At 56.3% G+C, this 19,882-nt stretch carries 20 protein-coding genes; 13 read left to right on the top strand and 7 right to left on the bottom strand.

Annotated features, from left to right (window positions below):
- Nucleotides 1–98 precede the first annotated feature (98 nt).
- Nucleotides 99–482 carry a hypothetical protein gene (locus tag L3X40_RS01425; protein ID WP_237364039.1) on the bottom strand — a complete coding sequence of 128 codons (384 nt, stop codon included), beginning with the start codon at nucleotides 480–482 and terminating at the stop codon, nucleotides 99–101.
- A complete protein-coding gene (locus L3X40_RS01420) occupies nucleotides 479–658 on the bottom strand; it encodes a hypothetical protein (RefSeq protein ID WP_237364037.1) in 180 nt (59 codons plus the stop codon). The genes L3X40_RS01425 and L3X40_RS01420 overlap by 4 nt, the downstream gene beginning before the upstream one ends.
- 39 nt (nucleotides 659–697) lie before the next feature.
- On the opposite strand from L3X40_RS01420, the gene L3X40_RS01415 reads away from it, so the two are divergent.
- The 6 genes from L3X40_RS01415 to L3X40_RS01390 all read left to right on the top strand — a co-directional run bounded on the left by L3X40_RS01415 (nucleotide 698) and on the right by L3X40_RS01390 (nucleotide 6,326).
- Nucleotides 698–943: an exodeoxyribonuclease VII small subunit gene (locus tag L3X40_RS01415; RefSeq protein ID WP_237364035.1), complete on the top strand. Its 246-nt coding sequence runs from the start codon at nucleotides 698–700 to the stop codon at nucleotides 941–943.
- 2 nt (nucleotides 944–945) lie between these two features.
- Complete coding sequence (locus L3X40_RS01410) at nucleotides 946–1,860, top strand: polyprenyl synthetase family protein (RefSeq protein ID WP_237364034.1); 915 nt, start codon at nucleotides 946–948, stop codon at nucleotides 1,858–1,860.
- Nucleotides 1,861–2,376, top strand: coding sequence for a pantetheine-phosphate adenylyltransferase (coaD, locus tag L3X40_RS01405; RefSeq protein WP_237364032.1), 516 nt, complete (start codon nucleotides 1,861–1,863; stop codon nucleotides 2,374–2,376).
- 69 nt (nucleotides 2,377–2,445) lie between these two features.
- Nucleotides 2,446–3,114 carry a peptidylprolyl isomerase gene (locus tag L3X40_RS01400; RefSeq protein ID WP_237364030.1) on the top strand — a complete coding sequence of 223 codons (669 nt, stop codon included), beginning with the start codon at nucleotides 2,446–2,448 and terminating at the stop codon, nucleotides 3,112–3,114.
- A 15-nt stretch (nucleotides 3,115–3,129) separates the two neighbouring features.
- Complete coding sequence (gene queA / locus L3X40_RS01395) at nucleotides 3,130–4,167, top strand: tRNA preQ1(34) S-adenosylmethionine ribosyltransferase-isomerase QueA (RefSeq protein WP_237364029.1); 1,038 nt, start codon at nucleotides 3,130–3,132, stop codon at nucleotides 4,165–4,167.
- 113 nt (nucleotides 4,168–4,280) lie between these two features.
- Entirely contained in the window at nucleotides 4,281–6,326 is a 2,046-nt protein-coding gene (locus L3X40_RS01390; RefSeq protein WP_445177140.1) for a putative bifunctional diguanylate cyclase/phosphodiesterase, read from the top strand.
- On the opposite strand, the gene L3X40_RS01385 is transcribed toward L3X40_RS01390, so the two are convergent.
- Nucleotides 6,274–7,209, bottom strand: a complete 936-nt coding sequence (locus L3X40_RS01385; RefSeq protein ID WP_237364024.1) for a crotonase/enoyl-CoA hydratase family protein — start codon at nucleotides 7,207–7,209, stop codon at nucleotides 6,274–6,276. The two genes, L3X40_RS01390 and L3X40_RS01385, sit on opposite strands and share 53 nt — an antisense overlap.
- 590 nt (nucleotides 7,210–7,799) lie before the next feature.
- Between L3X40_RS01385 and tgt the strand changes: the two genes are divergently transcribed.
- The 7 genes from tgt (at nucleotide 7,800) to xth (ending at nucleotide 15,270) form a co-directional block, all read left to right on the top strand.
- Entirely contained in the window at nucleotides 7,800–8,939 is a 1,140-nt protein-coding gene (gene tgt / locus L3X40_RS01380; RefSeq protein WP_237364022.1) for a tRNA guanosine(34) transglycosylase Tgt, read from the top strand.
- Nucleotides 8,940–9,178: 239 nt separating this feature from the next.
- Nucleotides 9,179–11,944 (top strand): bifunctional [glutamine synthetase] adenylyltransferase/[glutamine synthetase]-adenylyl-L-tyrosine phosphorylase, encoded by a 2,766-nt coding sequence (locus tag L3X40_RS01375; RefSeq protein WP_272907906.1) that lies wholly within the window; start codon nucleotides 9,179–9,181, stop codon nucleotides 11,942–11,944.
- Entirely contained in the window at nucleotides 11,934–12,398 is a 465-nt protein-coding gene (locus L3X40_RS01370) for a peroxiredoxin (RefSeq protein WP_237364020.1), read from the top strand. Before L3X40_RS01375 ends, L3X40_RS01370 begins: the two co-directional genes overlap by 11 nt.
- Nucleotides 12,391–13,203: a ferritin-like domain-containing protein gene (locus tag L3X40_RS01365; RefSeq protein WP_272907904.1), complete on the top strand. Its 813-nt coding sequence runs from the start codon at nucleotides 12,391–12,393 to the stop codon at nucleotides 13,201–13,203. The genes L3X40_RS01370 and L3X40_RS01365 overlap by 8 nt, the downstream gene beginning before the upstream one ends.
- Nucleotides 13,204–13,421: 218 nt before the next feature.
- Nucleotides 13,422–14,051, top strand: a complete 630-nt coding sequence (locus tag L3X40_RS01360; protein ID WP_237364018.1) for a M23 family metallopeptidase — start codon at nucleotides 13,422–13,424, stop codon at nucleotides 14,049–14,051.
- 78 nt (nucleotides 14,052–14,129) lie between these two features.
- Entirely contained in the window at nucleotides 14,130–14,456 is a 327-nt protein-coding gene (erpA, locus tag L3X40_RS01355) for an iron-sulfur cluster insertion protein ErpA (protein WP_237364016.1), read from the top strand.
- A gap of 43 nt (nucleotides 14,457–14,499) precedes the next feature.
- The gene (gene xth / locus L3X40_RS01350; RefSeq protein WP_237364014.1) at nucleotides 14,500–15,270 is read left to right on the top strand and encodes an exodeoxyribonuclease III; all 771 of its coding nucleotides are present in this window, start codon (nucleotides 14,500–14,502) and stop codon (nucleotides 15,268–15,270) included.
- Between the two features lie 34 nt (nucleotides 15,271–15,304).
- On the opposite strand, the gene L3X40_RS01345 is transcribed toward xth, so the two are convergent.
- The 4 genes from L3X40_RS01345 to lptF form a co-directional block, all read right to left on the bottom strand.
- Nucleotides 15,305–16,462, bottom strand: coding sequence for an N-acetyltransferase (locus tag L3X40_RS01345; protein WP_237364012.1), 1,158 nt, complete (start codon nucleotides 16,460–16,462; stop codon nucleotides 15,305–15,307).
- A gap of 206 nt (nucleotides 16,463–16,668) precedes the next feature.
- Nucleotides 16,669–17,439 carry a sterol desaturase family protein gene (locus tag L3X40_RS01340; RefSeq protein WP_445177139.1) on the bottom strand — a complete coding sequence of 257 codons (771 nt, stop codon included), beginning with the start codon at nucleotides 17,437–17,439 and terminating at the stop codon, nucleotides 16,669–16,671.
- 136 nt (nucleotides 17,440–17,575) lie between these two features.
- Complete coding sequence (lptG, locus tag L3X40_RS01335; RefSeq protein ID WP_237364010.1) at nucleotides 17,576–18,670, bottom strand: LPS export ABC transporter permease LptG; 1,095 nt, start codon at nucleotides 18,668–18,670, stop codon at nucleotides 17,576–17,578.
- A gap of 3 nt (nucleotides 18,671–18,673) precedes the next feature.
- Complete coding sequence (gene lptF, locus L3X40_RS01330; RefSeq protein ID WP_237364151.1) at nucleotides 18,674–19,879, bottom strand: LPS export ABC transporter permease LptF; 1,206 nt, start codon at nucleotides 19,877–19,879, stop codon at nucleotides 18,674–18,676.
- Nucleotides 19,880–19,882: the final 3 nt, after the last annotated feature.

Genomic DNA, 19,882 nt, shown 5'->3' with positions numbered 1-19,882 from the left:
TTTTGGCGTTGGCGACCAGCCCGCCACGATCGAGCAGAAATAAAAAGGGCCGGAAGTTTTGACTTCCAGCCCTTTGCAATCTGTTGTGGAAATGAAAGTTACGCCTTGCAGGCCTGCGTTCCCTTGCCAGGGATGGTCGCGGTAACAGAGGCGCCGTGACCGACCAGCTCATAACCATCGAATTTATATGGTTCACCTGCGACTTCAGCTTTCAGCGCAGTAGGGGTGCCCGTCTTTTCCATACGCAAGTTGGCGGATTTGTCATCGGCAAGGAAATCGACATAGATGAGGGAGTTATCCTTGCAGCGGTAGGTGCGGCTATCCTTGACGGCCGGCGGCAACTGCACAGGCGCAGCCATGGCGGCTTGCTCCGCGATAGGATCTGGCGCCTTATTGTCGACGACTTCAGGTTGAGACTGGCCGCAAGCCGAAAGAGACATGATAGCCGCGGCGGCGAAAGGGAAAAGGATATAGGGTTTCATAACCCCTCCCTCTTTGCGACTGCACCCACGACAGTCAATGGTTTTTTTACCACAGGCAAGAAAAATTTATCTGAAAAAGCCATCAAATTTCCGAAGTCCGAAACATTGTTACGTATGATGGTTAATTCATGGCATTTAATAAAAAAGCGCATGATCACGGCAGTGGTGGTTTGCATGCTCTTGACCCCGGGCGGCTGCCCCGTCATTGCAGAGGCATGGCGGAAGAAACGGATTTTTCATCCCTGTCCTTCGAGGACGCTCTGAAACGGCTCGAGTCGATTGTCCAGCAACTGGAAAGCGGCGATGTGCCGCTTGACCGGTCGATCACGCTTTATGCCGAAGGCGATCGGCTGCGTACCCAGTGTCAGAAGCGGCTGGCCGATGCCCAGGCACGGATCGACAAGATCACACTTGGCAGCGACGGCACTGTCACCGGAGCAGAATCGTTTGGAGCGGATTAGCATTGGGTGGCGGTGAGCCAGAGGACGGAGGCATCAGCCTGCAACCGGCCATTGAACGCGTTTCACGGGACATTGATGCGCAGTTCAGCCATTTGCTTGCCATCCCGGACGATTCCCGTGCGCGGCTTTTCGAAGCGATGCGCCACGCCGTAATCGGAGGAGGCAAGCGACTTCGCCCGTTATTGGTGCAGGCGACATGCGACCTGTTCAACATCGATCCGGCGGCGGCATTACGCGTGGGTGTGGCGATCGAGTGCATCCATGTCTATTCGCTGATCCACGACGATCTGCCCTGCATGGATGACGATGATATACGCCGCGGCAAGCCAACCGTGCACCGGCAATTTGACGAGGCGACTGCGGTCCTGGCTGGGGATTCACTGCATGCGCTGGCTTTCGAAGTGCTGGGCAGCGAGCAAACGCATCGCGATCCGTTCGTGCGTGCCGAATTGATGGTGGAGCTGGCGCGGGCGGCGGGGCCGTCCGGGATGGCTGGCGGGCAGATGATGGACCTGGAGGCTGAAGCGGCGAGTCTTGACCTTGCCACTGTAACGCGGCTTCAGCAGCTAAAAACCGGTGCGCTTATTTCCTTTTGCCTGGAGGCAGGGGCGATTATGGCGCATGTCCCGCCTGAAAGCCGCACGGGCCTGCGCGGCTATGCGCGCGACATAGGTCTTGCTTTCCAGATCGCCGATGACCTGTTGGATGTTGAGGGCGATGAGCTGCGTGCCGGTAAAGCGTTGCACAAGGACGCGCGAGCGGGCAAGGAAACCTTTGTATCATTACTGGGTGTCCAGCGGGCGCGTGAACAGGCGAAAATGCTGATCCAACAGGCCAAGGATCATCTGCACATTTATGGCGCGGAGGCAAATTTGCTGCGGTCCATAGCGGACTATGTGATTGGGAGGGATCGCTGAATGACAGAGCCAAAATTACGCGTGGGTGTGTATCCCGGAACATTCGACCCCATCACGCTGGGCCATATGGACATCATCAGGCGCGGTGCCAAGTTGGTCGACCGGCTGGTCATTGGTGTCACCAATAACCCGTCCAAATCCCCGATGTTCACGGTCGAGGAACGGATGGAGATGGTGCGGCGGGAATGCACTGGAATCGATTCGGAAATCCGTGTCGTTGCCTTCAACTCGCTGCTGATGGATTTTGCCGAACGGGAGGGGGCAGGCGTTATCATCCGGGGCCTGCGCGCAGTGGCCGATTTTGAATATGAATATCAGATGGCCGGTATGAACCAGCAATTGAACAGCCGGATCGAAACGGTGTTCCTGATGGCCGATGTATCACTGCAGCCGATTGCTTCGCGTCTTGTGAAGGAAATCGCCTTGTTTGGCGGCGACATTCGCAAATTTGTGACGCCTACCGTCAGCAATGAGATGGTCGAACGGGTCAAGATTATCGGCCGCAAAGGGTCATGATCCGTTCATTTGCGATTGCTTAGTCGTCTGCTGTTGCAGCATCCGTTTTCTTTGGAGAATAGCTTAATCATGCCGATCAAAGCCCTTATGTTCTGCCTGCCGATCCTGTTTGCGGCGTCGGGAGCGATTGCGCAGGAGCCGACGGCGCCGGCCCATATGCCAACTCCGGCAGCCACTGTGCCCGTCGAGCCAGAAAATGTGCTGGATCTGGATCTGTCCAATGGTGGACGCGTCCGTATTCAGTTGCGTCCGGATATTGCCCCCAATCATGTCGAGCGAATCAAAACTCTGGCGCGTCAGGGTTTCTATGATGGCGTTATTTTTCATCGCGTGATCGAAGGCTTCATGGCGCAGACCGGCGATCCGACAGGCACTGGGCAGGGCGGTTCGGAGCTTCCCGATTTGAAAGCCGAATTCAACGCCTATCCGCACTTGCGTGGTACAGTGTCGATGGCACGCGCCTCATCAGATGATAGCGCCAACAGCCAGTTTTTCATCATGCTGATGCCGCGCTTTTCGCTCGACCGGAAATATACCGCTCTTGGTCGTGTGATTGGCGGCATGGAATATGCCGATGCGATTGCTCGCGGCGAACCGCCGGCAAATCCCACCCGTATCCTGCAAGCGTCGATCGAAGCCGATGGCAAGGCGCCGCCAACCCAAATCCCTGCTGCTTCAGGAGCATCTCCGGCCAAGGATATTTCGGTGGATGATCTGAACGCTCCGATCGGAAAATAGGAAACGAGCGGGAAATTGCGTGTCGATCTGTTCGATTTTGACCTGCCATCGGGCAATATTGCATTGCGTCCGGTCCGGCCGCGTGACAGCGCCCGCATGCTCGTGGTCGCATCCGATAGCATGTGCGACCGGCACGTCCACGATCTGCCGGACCTGATTCGTCCGGGCGATTGTCTGATCTTCAACGACACGAAAGTCATTCCAGCCCAGCTTGAAGGCAGGCGGGGTGACGCACGCATTGGCGCGACATTGCACAAGCGAACCGGGCTCCGACAATGGCAGGCCTTCATACGCAACGCAAAAAGAGTGCGCGCGGGCGATCGGATCGACTTCGGCGAGGGTGTCAGCGCGCTAGCTGGTGATCGGACCCAGGATGGGGGAGTGACACTGGATTTCGAGGGAGACGAGCCGGTCGAAATCCTGCTGGAACGGGTAGGGACCATGCCATTGCCGCCCTACATTGCCAGCAAGCGCCAAACCGATGCGCAGGACCGTGAGGATTACCAGACCATGTTCGCGCGGGAACAGGGTGCCGTGGCGGCGCCTACTGCGGCACTGCATTTTACCCCGGACCTGATCAAGCGGCTGCAAGCCGCAGGTACGATCATCGAAACCTTGACCCTCCATGTTGGCGCGGGGACTTTCCTGCCGGTCAAGGCGGACGATACGAACGACCATCAGATGCACGCCGAATGGGGACGTATCGACGCCACAGTGGCGGCGCGATTGAATATTGTTCGGGCGAATGGCGGGCGGATCATTCCGGTTGGGACAACCAGTCTGCGCCTTCTGGAAAGCGCTGTACGGGAAGATGGAACGCTATGCCCATTTGAGGGCGACACACGTATTTTCATTACGCCCGGCTACAGATTTCGCGCGATTGACGGTCTGATAACCAACTTCCACTTGCCCCGATCGACCTTGTTCATGCTGGTGAGTGCCCTGATGGGGGCAGAGCGGATGCAGGCGGCCTATGCCCATGCTATCTCGGAAGGATATCGATTCTACAGTTATGGCGATGCCAGCTTGTTGCTTCCTGATATTGCGCGTTAATTTTTATGTCTCGGCTGAACAGACCGGATTTTCAGCTTTTTCGCTCGGGGAAGGGATGAATTGAGTCCCGGAATTTAACGAAAAAACAAGGTTGCTCGTCCATTAAGAGGTGGATGTGGAGCTCTCATTTGAGAAATTTTCTATCCAGATGGCACGCCAAGTCGGCAGTTGATGCACGGCAAAATGCAGACGTGCGTCGCGCGCTCGTTGAGTCTCTCTACGCTTCACCGCTTTCCCTGGCGATTGGTGCTGTTGCGGGTAGTGCGGTCAGTGCCGTTGTTGCGTTTACCGCCAAGGATACATTTATCACCGGCGTTGCTGCTCTTCTCTGCGTCATCGCGGTCTTGCGTGCCGTGTCGTCTTATTACTTCCATCGTAATTTGAAAAAAGGTCGGGCTGAGGGGTCTCGCAGTTGGGAACTCGCCTATGAGCTTGGTGCCTGGGTATATGCGGCACTAATTGGGTTGATGGCATTTGCCGCACTTGTTCGCAGCGATAACGCTATTATTCACCTGCTGACGGTGTCGGTGGCGGCGGGCTATGCAGGCGGCATATCCGGACGAAATGCGGGACGCGTGCATATTGCAATCGGGCAAGGGATACTGACGCTGGCACCGACCGCTATTGGCCTTTGGTCCGTGGACAGCATTACCTATCGAATCCTGGCAGTCTCTGTCGTGTTGCTGATCTTGAGCATCGCCGAAATTTCTTCAACGACCCACCGGGTTGTGCTGGAGGCGCTAAACGGCAAGCATCAGAAATCGCTGCTTGCCGCGAAGTTTGAGAAGTTGGCGCGCTATGACAGTTTGACAGGTGTTGAAAACCGCATGGCGATGCAGATGCGCATTCGTGACATGTTCGACGAAAGCAATGGTGAGCGCGATGGTCTGGCGGTTATCTGGATGGACCTTGACCGGTTCAAGGAGATTAATGATTCGCTTGGCCATATCGTTGGCGACCAATTGCTTGTGTTGGTGGCAGAAAAGATCGGCCAGGCTTTGGGTGACCGTGGTACGGTCGCACGCTTTGGCGGCGATGAATTCATCATTCTGTGCCGTCAGACAAGTCGTCCCGACGCAGCGGAAGTCGCCAAGGACATATTGGACTATCTTGCAGAACCCATTGAGATCGGCGGTCATCACCTGACTGTTTCGGCGTCCATCGGCATCGCAGTTGCCCCACAGGATGGTCATGATCGCGATGAAATTCTGCAACATGCGGACATGGCTCTCTATCACGCCAAACATGGCGGACGGAACCGCTTCAGCCTGTTTGAATGGTCCATGAAGGAGCGATTTCATCGCGTTCGCGAGATCGAGGCGGGGCTACGCAAAGCGATTGAGCGCGGCGAATTCAAGATGCATTATCAACCTATATTCGACATCGAGACGGGCCAGGTAGCCTGTTGTGAGGCGTTGATTCGCTGGCATCATCCAGTGCTGGGCGATGTGTCGCCGGGCGAATTCATTCCGATCGCTGAGAGCATTTCAATGATCGGCCCCATCAGCGAATGGGTTCTGGGACAGGCTTGCGCGTCCGCTGCGCAATGGCCGGATGATGTCCGTGTGGCCGTCAACATATCGCCGGCCCTGCTGCGTGCGGGCGACTTGCCGCGGACGGTTATTGCCTGCCTTTATTCTTCCGGACTCAAGGCGCGCAGGCTGGAGCTTGAGGTGACTGAATCGGTCTTCCTTGAGGATAATGCGCAAACCAGCCAGATATTGCGGGAATTGCGACGCATTGGTTTGCGTATGGCACTGGATGATTTTGGAACGGGCTATTCCTCGCTCAGCTATTTGCGGTCCTATAGCTTCGATACGATCAAAGTGGATCAGTCGTTTCTGGCCGGGATTGACAAGAGTTTTGAGGATCGCGCGATTATTCGGGCCGTGGCGCATCTCGCCCGCGACCTGAACATGGACACTGTGGCTGAAGGGATCGAAACGCATGAACAACTGCGTTACGCCAAAGAGGCCGGCTTTACTAATTTGCAGGGCTATCTGCTCAACAAGCCCATGAGCGATGACGCGATATTGAAATTGCTCGAACGGGGCGAAGGAGCGCCGCCCGCCAGCATGTGGAGCGGAATGCCGTCAAGCCAGTCGATCAACGAGACTGCAGATGCAGGCGCGCTTGCGCTGCGGCGAGACGCCTCATAAGCTTCAAATCCTTGGGTGTCAGCTTCAGTGCAGTATCCGCCCAGTTTTCAACAATTTCGGTCAGTTCCTCAATATGCAGCGGATCGACTTGTCGTCCGGCGCGATAAATACCGCAATAACCCGCATGGCGGTCGGTGGTGTCGCGGATATAATCGCGCACCGCCTGTTCGCCTTCCCCTTCATCGACCAGGAAATTGACGATCCCCATGTCATACATTTCCTGGGCCGTATAAACCTTGCCGCCAAGAATGACCTTTTCGGCCATGGCACGGCCAAGTTTGCGGGCAAGAAGGCTGTAGGCGCCCATGCCGGGGAACAGGCCGAACAGGATTTCGGGTAATCCAAAGCGGGCCTGACGTTCGGCGATAATCACGTCGAAGGTAAGCATCGCTTCGAAGCCACCGCCCAGCGCGTCGCCCTGCGCAAGGGCGATATTGATGATCGGCATGTTATTGTTATGCCAGACGTGATGTACGAATTCGATGCATATGCCGCCATAGTGCACCAGTGCTTCACGGTCGCGCCGCTCTATACAATCGGCGAACATTTCCAGGTCGCCACCCAGGTTGAAGATGCCGGGAAAACGAGAACCCAGCACCATATATTTAAGAGGTGAACCCGGATGCCCGAAGATCCGTTTACTTTCCGTTTGCCAGGTGATGGAGTCCTTTAGCAGGCCCATATTGCAATTGGGACGGTCAGTAGGGGTTAGAAAGGCCCATAATGTGCCGGTACTTTCTTCCCAGTCGACATTGATCTGCCCAAGATCGAAAAGGGGAGTTGGTTCATGCCGGAAATCGACGCCAATTTCGGTGTGTGTTTCCGCTTCACCCGAAACTTCGTCCGATTTGTCCAAAGCACCAATATGGCCTGTTTCAATCACGTTAGTTCCCCCCGGAACAGTAGATAGAGGTAAAGAGCATGCTTACATGTTGTAAAGCAACAGCTTTTCCATATTGGGACATTTATTAACCCCTTTTTTACCAAATCTGTTGCGTCACGGACTCACTTTGTTGCACCGAAGACTCAGCTTTGCGAAACAAAGCCCGCAAAGATGTATAATTTATCCATACTGATTCAGCTAAAATCCTTTTTTAACTCCTGACGCGTATCTCTGTCGTTATGGCAGAGAGTCAGCAAAATCATTACGGGATTACACTGACGTTACGCACGGCGGATGGACATCCCTGGCTATTGACCATGTCCGCGGGCACTGAGATCTTTATTGGCCGCTACAAACGATTAAAAGACTTCGACTGCGGCACCGGATTGATCGGTTATTCCCGTATCAATATGAGCAACTCCCCAACTGCTCCTGCCAAATCTCTGTAACATGGCACTTATTTTTGTTAAAGCGCGTTAACCAGTGAAGTTTCATTCGGGGCCGCTGTCCGGCATTGCTGTATCGACACGCTCTGGACCACTGCCGCAATAGGATTTGACCTGTCGCATGGCCTAATTAAGAGGGCCGGCATGTCCCTTCCCAGATTCTCCTTTTCCATCTCCGCTACGGACAGCAAAGCACGTACAGGTGCGATTGCCATGCGGCGGGGAGAAATCCGTACTCCCGCCTTCATGCCGGTGGGAACTGCCGCGACGGTCAAGGCGATGCGGCCTGCTGAAGTGCGCGCAAGCGGCGCGGACATCATTTTGGGCAACACTTATCATTTGATGCTGCGCCCGGGCGCGGAACGGATCGACAGGCTGGGCGGGTTGCATGATTTCATGGGCTGGCCGCATCCGATCCTGACGGATAGCGGGGGCTATCAGGTCATGAGCCTGTCGGCATTGACGAAAATGAGTGAAGAAGGCGTCGCCTTTGCCAGCCATATCGACGGATCGCGTCATTTGTTGACCCCGGAACGATCAATGGAAATCCAGCGCCTGTTGGGTTCCGATATCGTCATGGCCTTTGACGAGTGCACAAAAAACGGCGCGACGCGGGACGAGGCTGCGGCTTCGATGGAACGGTCCATGCGGTGGGCAAAGCGGTCGCGGGATGGTTTTGACAGCAGTGAGGGTCATGCCGGACGCGCAGCGCTTTTCGGAATTCAACAAGGTGCGTTGGACGAGGGATTACGACGGATTTCCGCCGAAAAATTGCTCGACATCGGCTTTGATGGCTATGCGGTGGGAGGACTTGCCGTGGGCGAGGGCCAAGAAGCGATGTTTGCGACACTGGATTTCGCGCCAGACATGCTGCCCATCGACAAACCTCGTTATTTGATGGGGGTGGGCAAACCCGACGATATTGTCGGTGCTGTCGAACGCGGAATCGATATGTTCGATTGTGTGCTGCCCACACGCAGCGGACGCAACGGTCAGGCCTTTACGTGGAACGGTCCACTCAACATCCGTAATTCACGCTTTGCCGAGGACAAAGCTCCCCTCGATGAGCAATGCGGCTGCCCCGTGTGCGCCACGTGGAGCAGAGCCTATCTGCATCATCTGGTGAAGGCGGGAGAGATATTGGGTGCCATGTTGATGACACAGCATAATATCAGTTTTTATCAATCTCTGATGGCCACGATCCGCGATAGCATAGCGCAAGGAAGGTTCACGGCCTTCGCAAGCGAATTCAGGGCAGCGTATCGAAAAGCCAAGGATGCTTGAGGTTGATAAAAACTTACAGCGGGGTGTGGTTCAGCTTGCCCAATAATTCCATCATTTCCACGGGCAATTCGTTTTCTCGTTGTCGGTAGGCACGACGTAGGGCGCGGCTGATGCCTTCATGCGCAGTCGGGCGAGAGATCGTGAAATAACGATTTCGTTCCTCCGGATGTGGCTCGCATGAACTTTGATTTGGCATGAACATGGCTTAACAACGAAGATGTACCGGAAAAGTTTCCGGCATTTGTTGCGGTGTTGAGCACGCACTATCACAGGCAAGAGGCAGGCTGGACAGGCAGATGAAGCGCATGAACGATGTTACGGGAGCGCTGGCGCGGGCGCAGGAATTTTCCGATTTTCTGGCCGTGCTGCTGCAACGCAATCCATCGGTTTTGGCGCTTCTGACGACAGACACAATTGAGCTGGCTTATGAAGCGGCACTGGCATGCGGCGAGGGGGCGGCGAACATGGCGCAGGCATTGCGACAGCGTCGCAATGCGCTGGCGCTGGTGACTGCTGTAGCCGATCTTTCCGGGGCCTGGGATCTGGGCCGGGTCATGCAGGTGTTGTCGGATTTTGCCGACAATACTCTGGAAGATGCGATTGGCACGGCCTTTGCAGAGCGCTTTCCGGACGAGGAACCATGCGGATTTTCAGTCATTGCGCTTGGAAAACATGGCAGCAGGGAACTGAATTACAGTTCCGACATCGACCCGATCTTTCTATTCGATCCCGAAACCCTGCCCCGGCGGGAGCGCGAAGAACCGATCGAGGCGGCGGTCAGGATCGGGCGCCGGGTGGTGGAACTGCTCAGCAAAAGGGACGGCGATGGCTATGTGTTCCGCGTCGATTTGCGGTTGCGGCCATCGCCGGAGGCAACGCCGATCGTCCTGCCGGTTGACGCGGCCATTTCCTACTATGAATCGACGGCGCTGGGATGGGAGCAGGCAGCATTTATCCGTGCCCGGGCGGCGGCGGGGGACAAGGCGCTGGGGGACTATTTTCTGCAGGCCATCCGTCCCTTCGTTTGGCGGCGTTCGCTCGATTTCGGCGCGGTTGAACAGATTACCGATATTTCGCGCCGGATCAGGGACCATTATGCACAAGGTCAGGCCTTTGGCCCCGGCTATGATCTGAAACGCGGTCGCGGAGGAATCAGGGAGGTCGAGTTTTTCGCTCAGGTGCATCAACTGATCCATGGAGGGCGACATCCCGAATTGCGTGCACCCGCGACGCGTGATGCACTCGTTGCCTTGCGTGAGGGCGGAATCATCGCGGCAGAAGAGGCGGCGGATCTTGATGCCGCCTATGTGGTGTTCCGCACCATCGAGCATCGATTGCAGATGATTGAGGATCAACAGACGCACAGCCTGCCCAAAAATGCCGAAGCGATGGAACGGGTGGCGCGGCTGCATGGTCTGGACAGTAGCGCGGCTTTGTTGGACCTGTTGCGCCCCCATGTCGAGCGGACGGGTGCTATTTTTGACGGTTTGATCGGCTCGGATGCTTCTGATGGATTATCCAGGAACGAGGAAAAACTGGCGGAACAGCTTGCAGCGCTTGGTTTTGCCGACACGGCAACGCCAGTCAGGCGTATAGAAAGCTGGCGCGGCGGATCGGTGCGCGCATTGCGTAGCAAGGCGGCGCTTTCCGCGCTGGAGGCCGTCCTGCCCGCACTTATGGCGGGCATTGGCAAGGCGCCGGACCCGGCGGGCGCGCTCAATCGCCTGGACACCATGATTTCACGCCTGCCCAGTGCGATCAACTTCTTCAAGCTGCTGGAAGCGCGACCGGCGCTGGCGGCGATGTTGGGAGACATATTAAGTCACGCGCCAGCTTTGGCTGAGGCACTGGGGCGGCGGACGGAATTGCTGGATGGCCTTATCGATGCCACCGCTTTCGATCCGCAACCGGAAGCTGGCGAACTGGTAGCGCAATTTTCCGCGCTGGAGCCGGGTGACGACTATCAGATTTTGCTCGACCGGGTACGGCAGAAAGTTGGTGACCGACGCTTCGCATTGGGTGTGCAGATCATCGAGGGCAGGCGCGATCCACTAGCCGTCGGGGCCGATTATGCGCGCGTGGCCGAAGCCGCGCTGGTGACGCTGGCAAATGCGACGATAGCAGAGTTTGAGGTGCAGCATGGACGGATTCCCGACAGTGAGCTTGCCATATTGGCACTGGGACGCTTGGGCGGCGGCGTTCTTACCCATGCGTCCGACCTTGATCTGATTTACCTGTTCAGTGGCGATTTCAACGCGGAATCTGATGGCCCAAAGCCCCTGGGCGCGACGCAATATTATAATCGCCTTGTCCAGCGGATCAGTAATGCCATGTCGGTGCAGACTGCATCAGGACCGCTTTATGAGATCGACACCCGGTTGCGGCCATCGGGTGCTCAGGGCCTGATTACGGTCTCGTTCGACAGTTTCGAACGGTATCAGAAAGAATCGGCCTGGACTTGGGAGCATCTGGCACTGACCCGGGCACGACCGGTTTTTGGGTCGGCCAAGGCCCGCGATGCCCTTGCCGCGATTATTGCTGATGTGCTGCATGTGAAACGCGATCTGACGGCGTTCATCACCGACGCGGTAAAGATGCGCGCTGATGTCGCAAAGCATAAGCCGCCATCAGGACCGTTGGATGCAAAGCTTGTCGAGGGCGGGCTGATCGATCTGGAATTCCTTATTCATGTGACGCAGTTTATGACAGGTAGCGGCTTTTCCCCGGGGTTGAGCGCGGCATTGGCAGCGTTGGTGAAGCAGGGCCATTTGCCGGGCGACTTGATTGCGGCACATGATCTTCTCACTCGCTATTTGATTGTGTCACGATTGGTAGCACCCGGTGCGCAGGAGCCGGCAGAGGCGACCCGTCCGCTGGTGGCGCGAGCATGTGGTTGTGAAAACTGGAATGCGCTGCTTGAAAGCTACGACGCCGCGCGGCAAAGCGTCATCGGCCCATGGCAGGCCATTGTCGCACAATATGGGGAGATACAAAATGTTGAGTGAAGGCGCGCAAGTTCCCGACGCTGCTCTGACCGATACGGATGGCGAAAGCTTTACTCTTGGCAGATACAGGGGAAAGCCGCTGGTCCTCTATTTCTATCCCAAGGCAGATACGCCGGGATGCACCAATGAGGCGAAGGATTTTTCCGCACTGATCGGAGAGTTCAGAAAGCATGGCGCCGCCGTACTGGGTGTGTCGAAGGATCCGGTGAAAAAGCTTTTGAAATTCATCGGAAAATATGAACTGAAGGTCGATCTTGCGTCCGATGAGGCAGGTGGTTTTTGCGAAGCCTTTGGCACCTGGGTCGAAAAAAGCCTGTATGGGCGAAATTATATGGGCATCGCCCGGGCAACTTTCCTGATTGACGAGGGTGGCAAAATCGTTCGTGTGTGGCCCAAGGTCAAGGTGGCCGGCCATGCGCAGGATGTGCTGGAGGCGGTAAAGGGGCTTGGCTGAGGGCACACTAATCAGCGTTGGCGCGGCGACAAACCATGTACTGAGAACCGCCGATCCTTATGCCAAGGTGATGGCGGCACGGGCTGCCGCGCGAGATTGGCGGCTGGGGCGATTGACCCATGTTTTCGACGCTGTTCTGCCTGATCGTCCGGCGCGACCCGATCGGCCCGAACTGTTGTTGCCAGCGCAAATGCCACGGCGCGGCAAGGGGCGATCGGAGCGCGCACGGATCGCCATGTTACATGCCCTCGCTCATATCGAATTTGTCGCCATCGATCTTGCCTTTGACCTGGTGGGCCGGTTCGGAGGGGATTTCGGGCCGGAATTTACCGATGACTGGATGCGCGTGGGTGCGGATGAGGCGATGCATTTTGCCCTGCTGGACCGCCGACTGCGGCAATATGGCAGCTTTTATGGAGCGCTGCCTGCTCATGACGGTCTGTGGGAGGCGGCAATAGAGACCGCCCATGATGTCATGGCGCGGCTTGCCATCGTGCCGATGGTGCTCGAAGCACGCGCACTCGACATCACGCCGCAGACGATCGTGCGATTTGAACAGGCAGAAGATTTTGCGTCGGGCAAAATGCTTGGGCGAATCTATCGCGATGAGATTCGGCATGTCGCGGCTGGGACGAAATGGTTCAATCTGGCGGCGAAGCGCAAAGGGATTAGTCCGGTAAATAGTTACCAAATCCTTGTAAACCGCCATTTCCGGGGCGCTCTCAAGCCGCCATTCAACGACTCGGCGCGTCGACAAGCCGGTTTAACCCAAGATTATTATGCTGCGCTTGCACTAAAGGCTTAGCTGTGCAGACATGCGTCCACGGGGTCACAGCAGTCGGGGTTTGGGAACCGGGACTGTTTGGCAAAGAGTGAATACGCAATGGGCTATCCCGGCGCGAAACAAAAAAAGCCGGGGTCTGCATGTCCACTATTAAAGCGAACAACGATGGTTGTGAGAGCTTGTTCCGTAAAATTTTCAGAAATCTATCACCAACGATCCCGTCCGCTTTGAAAATTGCCATGATTGGTGCGGCTGTTTCTGCCGCTGCTCCTGCCAGCGCCGCCGCCGATGTCGCCATGGACAGCCATGACGAAGACGTGGTTGAAGCGCACGGCCTTGGCAAGACCGATGCCGATTTCCGCACCATTTTCGCCTCCTGGAAGAAAATGGATAATGTGGCGCGTTCCACTGTGTCGATCCCTTCACGCAGGCCCGTCGACAATCTGACGCTGACCAGCAATTTCGGTGTGCGTTCCGACCCGTTCACTGGTCGTCACCGTGCCCATAAGGGGATCGACATCCCTGGCCCTGTTGGCACCCCGATCTATGCGACCGCCGATGGGATCGTGGGGAGTGCGCAATGGGTCAACGGCTATGGCAATATGGTCGAAATCAACCATGGCAGTGGCATTGAAACGCGTTATGGCCATATGTCGAAGCTGATCGTTGCGGCGAACACCCGGGTGCGCCGCGGTCAAATCATCGGCCTGATGGGTTCAACCGGCCGCTCCACCGGCAGCCATCTGCATTATGAAGTCCGCGTCGACGGTCTTGCCGTCAATCCCGTTCCCTTCGTGGAATCCAACGACTATCTGTTGGCTATGAACAACAAGCCGCCGGTCGCCATGGGTGGTCCTGACGAAGAATAATCGCATTGTTGGAAACGGATTGCGCTCTATCGCGCGTCCTGCCTTGCTCGTTCGGTGTTGAGTCCCTATCTTCAGAGCATGTCCGACATCATATTGACACCATCTGCCGCCGCGCGCGTAGCTACCATAGCTGAGCGCCAGGGCAAGCCCGCCATATTGCGTCTGGCCGTCGAAGGTGGCGGCTGTTCCGGCTTCCAATATCGCTTTGATCTGGCCGATGCGGTTGATAACGAAGACCTGATGGTTGAACAGGATGGCGTAAAGCTGGTTGTCGATATGGTCAGCCTTGATCTCGTGCGTGGGTCCGCAGTCGATTACGTCGAGGATCTGGGCGGGAGTGCGTTCAAGGTCACCAATCCCAATGCAGCATCCGGCTGTGGATGCGGGTCGAGTTTTTCCGTTTAGGCTTTGGTTGAACAAGTCCTGATCCCAAGCTACGGACGATCCCATGCGCATCGCCACATTCAACATCAACGGGATCAAGGCCCGGCTGCCTCGTCTGCTTGAATGGCTGGCCGAAACACAGCCGGATATTGCCTGCCTGCAAGAGCTCAAGACATCCGATGAAACCTTTCCCGACAAGGACATTCGTGACTTGGGCTATGGGTGCATATGGCACGGGCAAAAGGGCTTTAACGGTGTGGCTATTCTGGCCAAAGGCGATGATCCGGTTGAGGTCCGACGGGGCCTGGACGGCGAACCCGAGGACGAGCATAGCCGCTATATAGAGGCGGACGTGATGGGCGTGCGTGTTGCGAGCATCTACCTGCCCAATGGAAACCCGCAGCCAGGCCCTAAATTTGACTATAAGTTACGCTGGATGAAGTGTCTGCGCGACCGGGCATCTGCCATATGGGCCGAAGAAGTGCCGGCCGTGCTGGCAGGCGACTATAATGTCATCCCGCAGGATCATGACGTCTTTTCGGTGCAGGCCATGCAGGACGATGCGCTGATGCAGCCCGAGAGCCGTGCGGCGTACCGCCGTTTATTGGGCGATGGCTGGACCGATGCGCTGGCAAGCCGACATCCCGCAGGCGGGGTCTGGACCTATTGGGATTATCAGGCAGGGGCATGGCCCCGCGATGCAGGTTTTCGTATCGATCATCTGCTGCTCAGTCCCGCCACCGCCGACCGTTTGATCGATGCACAAGTCGACAAGGCGTATCGCGGACGCGAAAAGGCGAGCGACCACGCGCCAGTCTGGATTGAACTGCGCTGAATCGAGTTTTTACTGCTCTATCATCGATCTTCCATTACAATGCCTTGTCATAGAGCTGATAGACCTTGTTGACTTGGGCGTCGATGGCTTCGGCGATGGCGTTCATGCCCTGATTGTCATCGAGCACCCAGCCGATTTCGCTGCGGGTGGCGCCATAACGGCTGATGGCCTCGAGGCGGATATATTCAATCATCATGAAGGCAAGCTGGCTAGCCATACGGGTGGATTGAAGCCTTTGGACCACACCCATCAACGGGACGCGCATGGTCCGCACTTTTGGCGCGCGCAGCCACCAGAGCAGTTTGGCCCAGCCGAAGGGAAAGAGCGATCCGTTCAACGGTTTGATTGCCTCATTCAGATCAGGCAGCGTCATCATGAAAGCAACCGGCTCACCATCCAGTTCGGCGATGCGGATCAGATCTTCGTAAACAATGGGTTTTAACTTCTTGCCGGTAAAGACGACTTCTGTATCGGTGATAGGGACAAATCCCCAGTTATTGCCCCAGGCATCGTTCAATATCGCCAGGATGATGGCTGCTTCCCGGTCGAAATGTGCTTTTTTCACCTTGCGGATGCGGATGCGCGGGTTTTTTTCGCCTGACTGAATGACGCGCTGGATCAGGGGTGGAAAGTTTTGCGTTATGTTCAATTCATAGGTTTTGAGCTGTTTGACCGGGCGATAACCCAGCGCCTCAATCCATGACTGATATGCTTCGCTGTTGTGCCCCATCATCACCGTGGGTGGATGGTCATGGCCTTTGATCAACAGGCCCGGCTCTTCCCATATTGAAATGGATAAGGGTCCCAGTACACGGGTCATGCCTTTTTCGCGTAGCCATTGTTCGGCCTTTTGAATCAGTGCGGTGGCGCTTTCCTGGTCCTTGGCTTCCAGCAAGCCCCAATTGCCTGTGCCCGGACCCATGCCCTGCTCTGGCTGCATGCTGAGTGCGAGGTGATCGATGTGCGCCGATATGCGGCCAGTGACCTCCGCCCCGCGCCGACTGAGAAAATATTGCGCTTCGCCATGTTCAAACCATGGATTCTTGCCCGGTGTGATGAGGCCGTAGACCTCATTCTTCAGCGGCGGAACCCAATTGGGATCATTGGCGTAGATTGCCCAGGGCAGGTCGACAAAGGCCTTCAGCTCTGCCTTGCTGGAGACGGGACGGATAGTGACGGTGCTTGCCTGCATGGATTCCCGCTCGTTATGATGCGCCAGATATGCGCTAGAGCAAGTCGCACGATATCTGAATCACCCGGCTTGCTCTATGTTTTGTTGTCGCACCGCTTTTCGCGGAAAACCGGTTCCCACTTTTCCGCGCGGTGCTCTAAGCGGTGGCCTATCAGCCGGTTGTGTGAAATCAAGCGGGAAAAGGCCTGATCCTTGGAAACCGGCCCCTAATCCCTCGCACGCTGGCGTGGGTGGCCGGTGGCAACAATGCCCCCCGATAATTGCTTTACCTGCGGATAGCGCTGGGCGACCTCGTCGGTGTAGCCCAGATTGAACACGGTGGAACTTTTGTCCTTGCGCTCATGCCGCTCGTAGAACGTACCGAACAGGCGGTCCCAGAAGAAATTGGTGATGCCGTAATTGCCCTTCTCATCATGAAAGTGATGGGCCATGTGCCGCGCTTTCATCAATGCCAGGTACGGATTCTTCGGCTTGTAGGACAGATGCTGGATGCAGTGGCAGAATTCGTAAAAGCAGGTGGTCAGCAAGCCCGCACAAAGCGCGATGGCCGCGCCGCCCATTCCCCCAAAGGCATAGCCGATCGGCATGGTGGCAATTGCGATTGTCGGAAGCGTCGTATGCAATGCGCCAAACAGCACTTCCAGATGATTGGGGTCCTGATGATGATCATAATGGATGCGCTTCCACGTGGAGGCCAGGAAAGGCACCTTGAACATCCAGTTGCTATGCAGAACCCAGCGGTGAAGCGCATACCAGACCAGCGGATAAAGCAGAATGGCCGAAGCTATCGACGCAAGGGTTGGAAGCACGGGGGCAGGATTATAAACCCACACACCGGCAGCCACTATTGCCAACAACAGATAGGCAATGATGGCCGGATACTGGAAATAAGCAATGACCAGTTCGCGCAGCGTCATTCGATCAAGATGGTGCGAGCGATTCCAGAAGCTGGTGCGTTCCATGTCAGCCGTTTTCACCTTGGACCTCTTCAATCTTCCATGTCCTGTACAGGACCTCAAATATAATGTCGGCCTATCGCGCCGCAATAAGGCCCTTTTAGGACAGTCCGGCGATCATGCTGCCACATTTGTTGCAGGCCCCATGGTCACAATGTCATTCCTCTGTCCGGATGAGGACGGTTTCACCCACCAGGAAAAACAGCAGGAATGGCGCCCATGCCGCCATCAGGGGAGGGTATGTCCCCATATTGCCCATGGCGAGAGCAAAATTGTCGGCGACAAAATATGCGAAGCCAAGACCCATGCCCAAAACCGCACGCAGAAACAATTTTCCCGATCGGGCCAAGCCAAAGGCGGCGACCGCACCCAGAAGCGGCATCAGTACAGCCGACAAGGGACCGGAAATCTTGTGCCACAGATTCGCCTCCAACGATGCGATGGGCCGTCCGGCATCCTTGAGATCGGCAATGGCGGAACGTAATTGCGTGAACGAAAGACCATCGGGATCGACTGTCGACAGAGTGAATTGATCCGGCCGTACTTCTGGCGCAACCCGAATCGTACCGAGTTGTTCCTGGGTGCCGCGTGCGACGTCAAAACGCACGGCGTCTTCCAACTGCCATGTGCCCTTCACATAGCGTCCGCGTGGCGCCTTGGTAATGCTGTTCAGGACATTGTCGGTGCGGGTGAAGATGCGGACATCGGTCAGTTGGGTGGAAGCGCCGTGGCCCACGACCATGCCTGCCTGGATCAATTGACCGCCCTCCCGGACCCACACATTCGTTTTCACGCCGCTGTCCCGTGGAATGGGACCGTAATCGACATGTTCCCAGGCACTGAGAGTGGCGTTCGCGCGGGTGACGACCCGTTCTTCGAAGACAAAGCTGATCCCGGCAATGAACAGGCTGGACAGGATAAGTGGAGCCAGCACCTGATGTGCGGAAAGGCCCGCAGCCTTCATGGAGACGACTTCACTGTTCTGGTTCAGCGTGGCGAGCGTGATAATCGTACCCAATAGCACCGAGAAGGGAAGAAAGCGGTCAATAATTTGTGGTGCCCGCAGGCCGACATAGCGCCATAATTCAGCATCGCCATTACCTGGATATGCAAGGATTTGACCGGATTCCCCAAGCATGTCGAGGGTTTGCAATACGATCACGAGGAGGGCCAGCACGGCAAGGGTGCGGAGCAGGAACATCCGGGCCATGTAAAAGGCTATGGTTTTCGAGGGGAAGAATTGCAATTGCATGACTTAGGTCACCTGCCGGAACTTGCGACGGCCGAAACGGAACAATTTCATAATCCATTTGCCGGTTGTGGCGAAAACGCGTTCCAATGCTCCGATCGGTTGCCCGCCTGGCCGGTGCGCAATGACGTGATACATCCAGATTATCAACGCACCGATCAGCAGGAAAGGCAGCCATAATGCCAGCAACGGATCAAATCGCCCAAGCGCGCCGAAGGCTTCCGCATATTCATTGATCTTGTGATATGTCACAATGAAGACGATCGATAGAAATACGCCCAGCGCCGAGGTTGAACGTTTAGGGGGGATGGCAAAGGCAAGCGCGGCGAGCGGCAAAAGTAGCATCATCGCCACTTCGACCATGCGAAAATGAAAATTCGCGCGTACCTGATTTCGCAAATCGGGGCTGGACTTGCTGTCATTGCCGACGCGCACCAGTTCAGGGATCGTGAGTTCCAGATCGGCATCACCCCGACCGCGGAATGCCTCTATCCGCGGCAGATCGATGGGCAGGTCATGTGAGCTGAAGCTGAGAATACGGGGTGCTTCATATTTAGGCGATTCATTCACCAGAACGCCGTTCTTCAAGCGAAAGATGATAGTGTCGGGATCGTCGGTAGCGAGAAACGTGCCTTGTGCGGCCGTGACCGCCAGCGATTGTCCTTCCTTGCCTTCGATTCGCACGAAAATGCCATAAAGATTGCGGCCATCATCGCGGCTTTCCTCGATCCGCAATGTCATTCTCTTGCCAAGGTTCGTGAATTCGCCGACCTTGATCGAGGCGCCGAGCGCGCCTGACCGCAGTTCAAAGCGCAATCCTTCGTAGGCATAACGGGCATAAGGCTGGACAAAGCCGACGATGGCAAGGTTCAGCAACGCCAGCGCGATCGCATACATATAGGGGACGCGCAGCAATCGGCCGTAGCTGAGGCCGATTGCCCGGAATACGTCGAGTTCGGACGATAGCGCCAGACGACGGAACGCCAGCAATATACCGAGCATCAGACCAATGGGAATGCCAAGCGACAGATATTCCGGGATAAGATTGGCCAGCATCCGCCACACGACACTGACAGGCCCGCCTTCCGCTGCCACGAAATCGAACAGGCGCAGCATTTTGTCGAGCACCAGCAGCATGGCCGCGATGACCAGCGTGCTGAGAAGCGGCAAGGCGATCAGGCGAGCAATGTAACGGTCGGTGGCACTAAGCAGTTT

The organism is Rhizorhapis sp. SPR117 (genome assembly GCF_021742065.1).
This window is presented reverse-complemented; position numbering and strand designations above follow the sequence as displayed.

Excerpts from the sequence above, each read along its gene's own strand:
- L3X40_RS01425 (WP_237364039.1), bottom strand. The coding sequence starts at position 482 with ATGAAACCCTATATCCTTTTCCCTTTCGCCGCCGCGGCTATCATGTCT.
- L3X40_RS01420 (WP_237364037.1), bottom strand. The coding sequence starts at position 658 with ATGCAAACCACCACTGCCGTGATCATGCGCTTTTTTATTAAATGCCAT.
- L3X40_RS01415 (WP_237364035.1), top strand. The coding sequence starts at position 698 with ATGGCGGAAGAAACGGATTTTTCATCCCTGTCCTTCGAGGACGCTCTG.
- coaD (WP_237364032.1), top strand. The coding sequence starts at position 1,861 with ATGACAGAGCCAAAATTACGCGTGGGTGTGTATCCCGGAACATTCGAC.
- L3X40_RS01400 (WP_237364030.1), top strand. The coding sequence starts at position 2,446 with ATGCCGATCAAAGCCCTTATGTTCTGCCTGCCGATCCTGTTTGCGGCG.
- L3X40_RS01390 (WP_445177140.1), top strand. The coding sequence starts at position 4,281 with ATGTGGAGCTCTCATTTGAGAAATTTTCTATCCAGATGGCACGCCAAG.
- tgt (WP_237364022.1), top strand. The coding sequence starts at position 7,800 with ATGTCCCTTCCCAGATTCTCCTTTTCCATCTCCGCTACGGACAGCAAA.
- L3X40_RS01370 (WP_237364020.1), top strand. The coding sequence starts at position 11,934 with ATGTTGAGTGAAGGCGCGCAAGTTCCCGACGCTGCTCTGACCGATACG.
- L3X40_RS01360 (WP_237364018.1), top strand. The coding sequence starts at position 13,422 with ATGATTGGTGCGGCTGTTTCTGCCGCTGCTCCTGCCAGCGCCGCCGCC.
- erpA (WP_237364016.1), top strand. The coding sequence starts at position 14,130 with ATGTCCGACATCATATTGACACCATCTGCCGCCGCGCGCGTAGCTACC.
- xth (WP_237364014.1), top strand. The coding sequence starts at position 14,500 with ATGCGCATCGCCACATTCAACATCAACGGGATCAAGGCCCGGCTGCCT.
- L3X40_RS01345 (WP_237364012.1), bottom strand. The coding sequence starts at position 16,462 with ATGCAGGCAAGCACCGTCACTATCCGTCCCGTCTCCAGCAAGGCAGAG.
- lptG (WP_237364010.1), bottom strand. The coding sequence starts at position 18,670 with ATGCAATTGCAATTCTTCCCCTCGAAAACCATAGCCTTTTACATGGCC.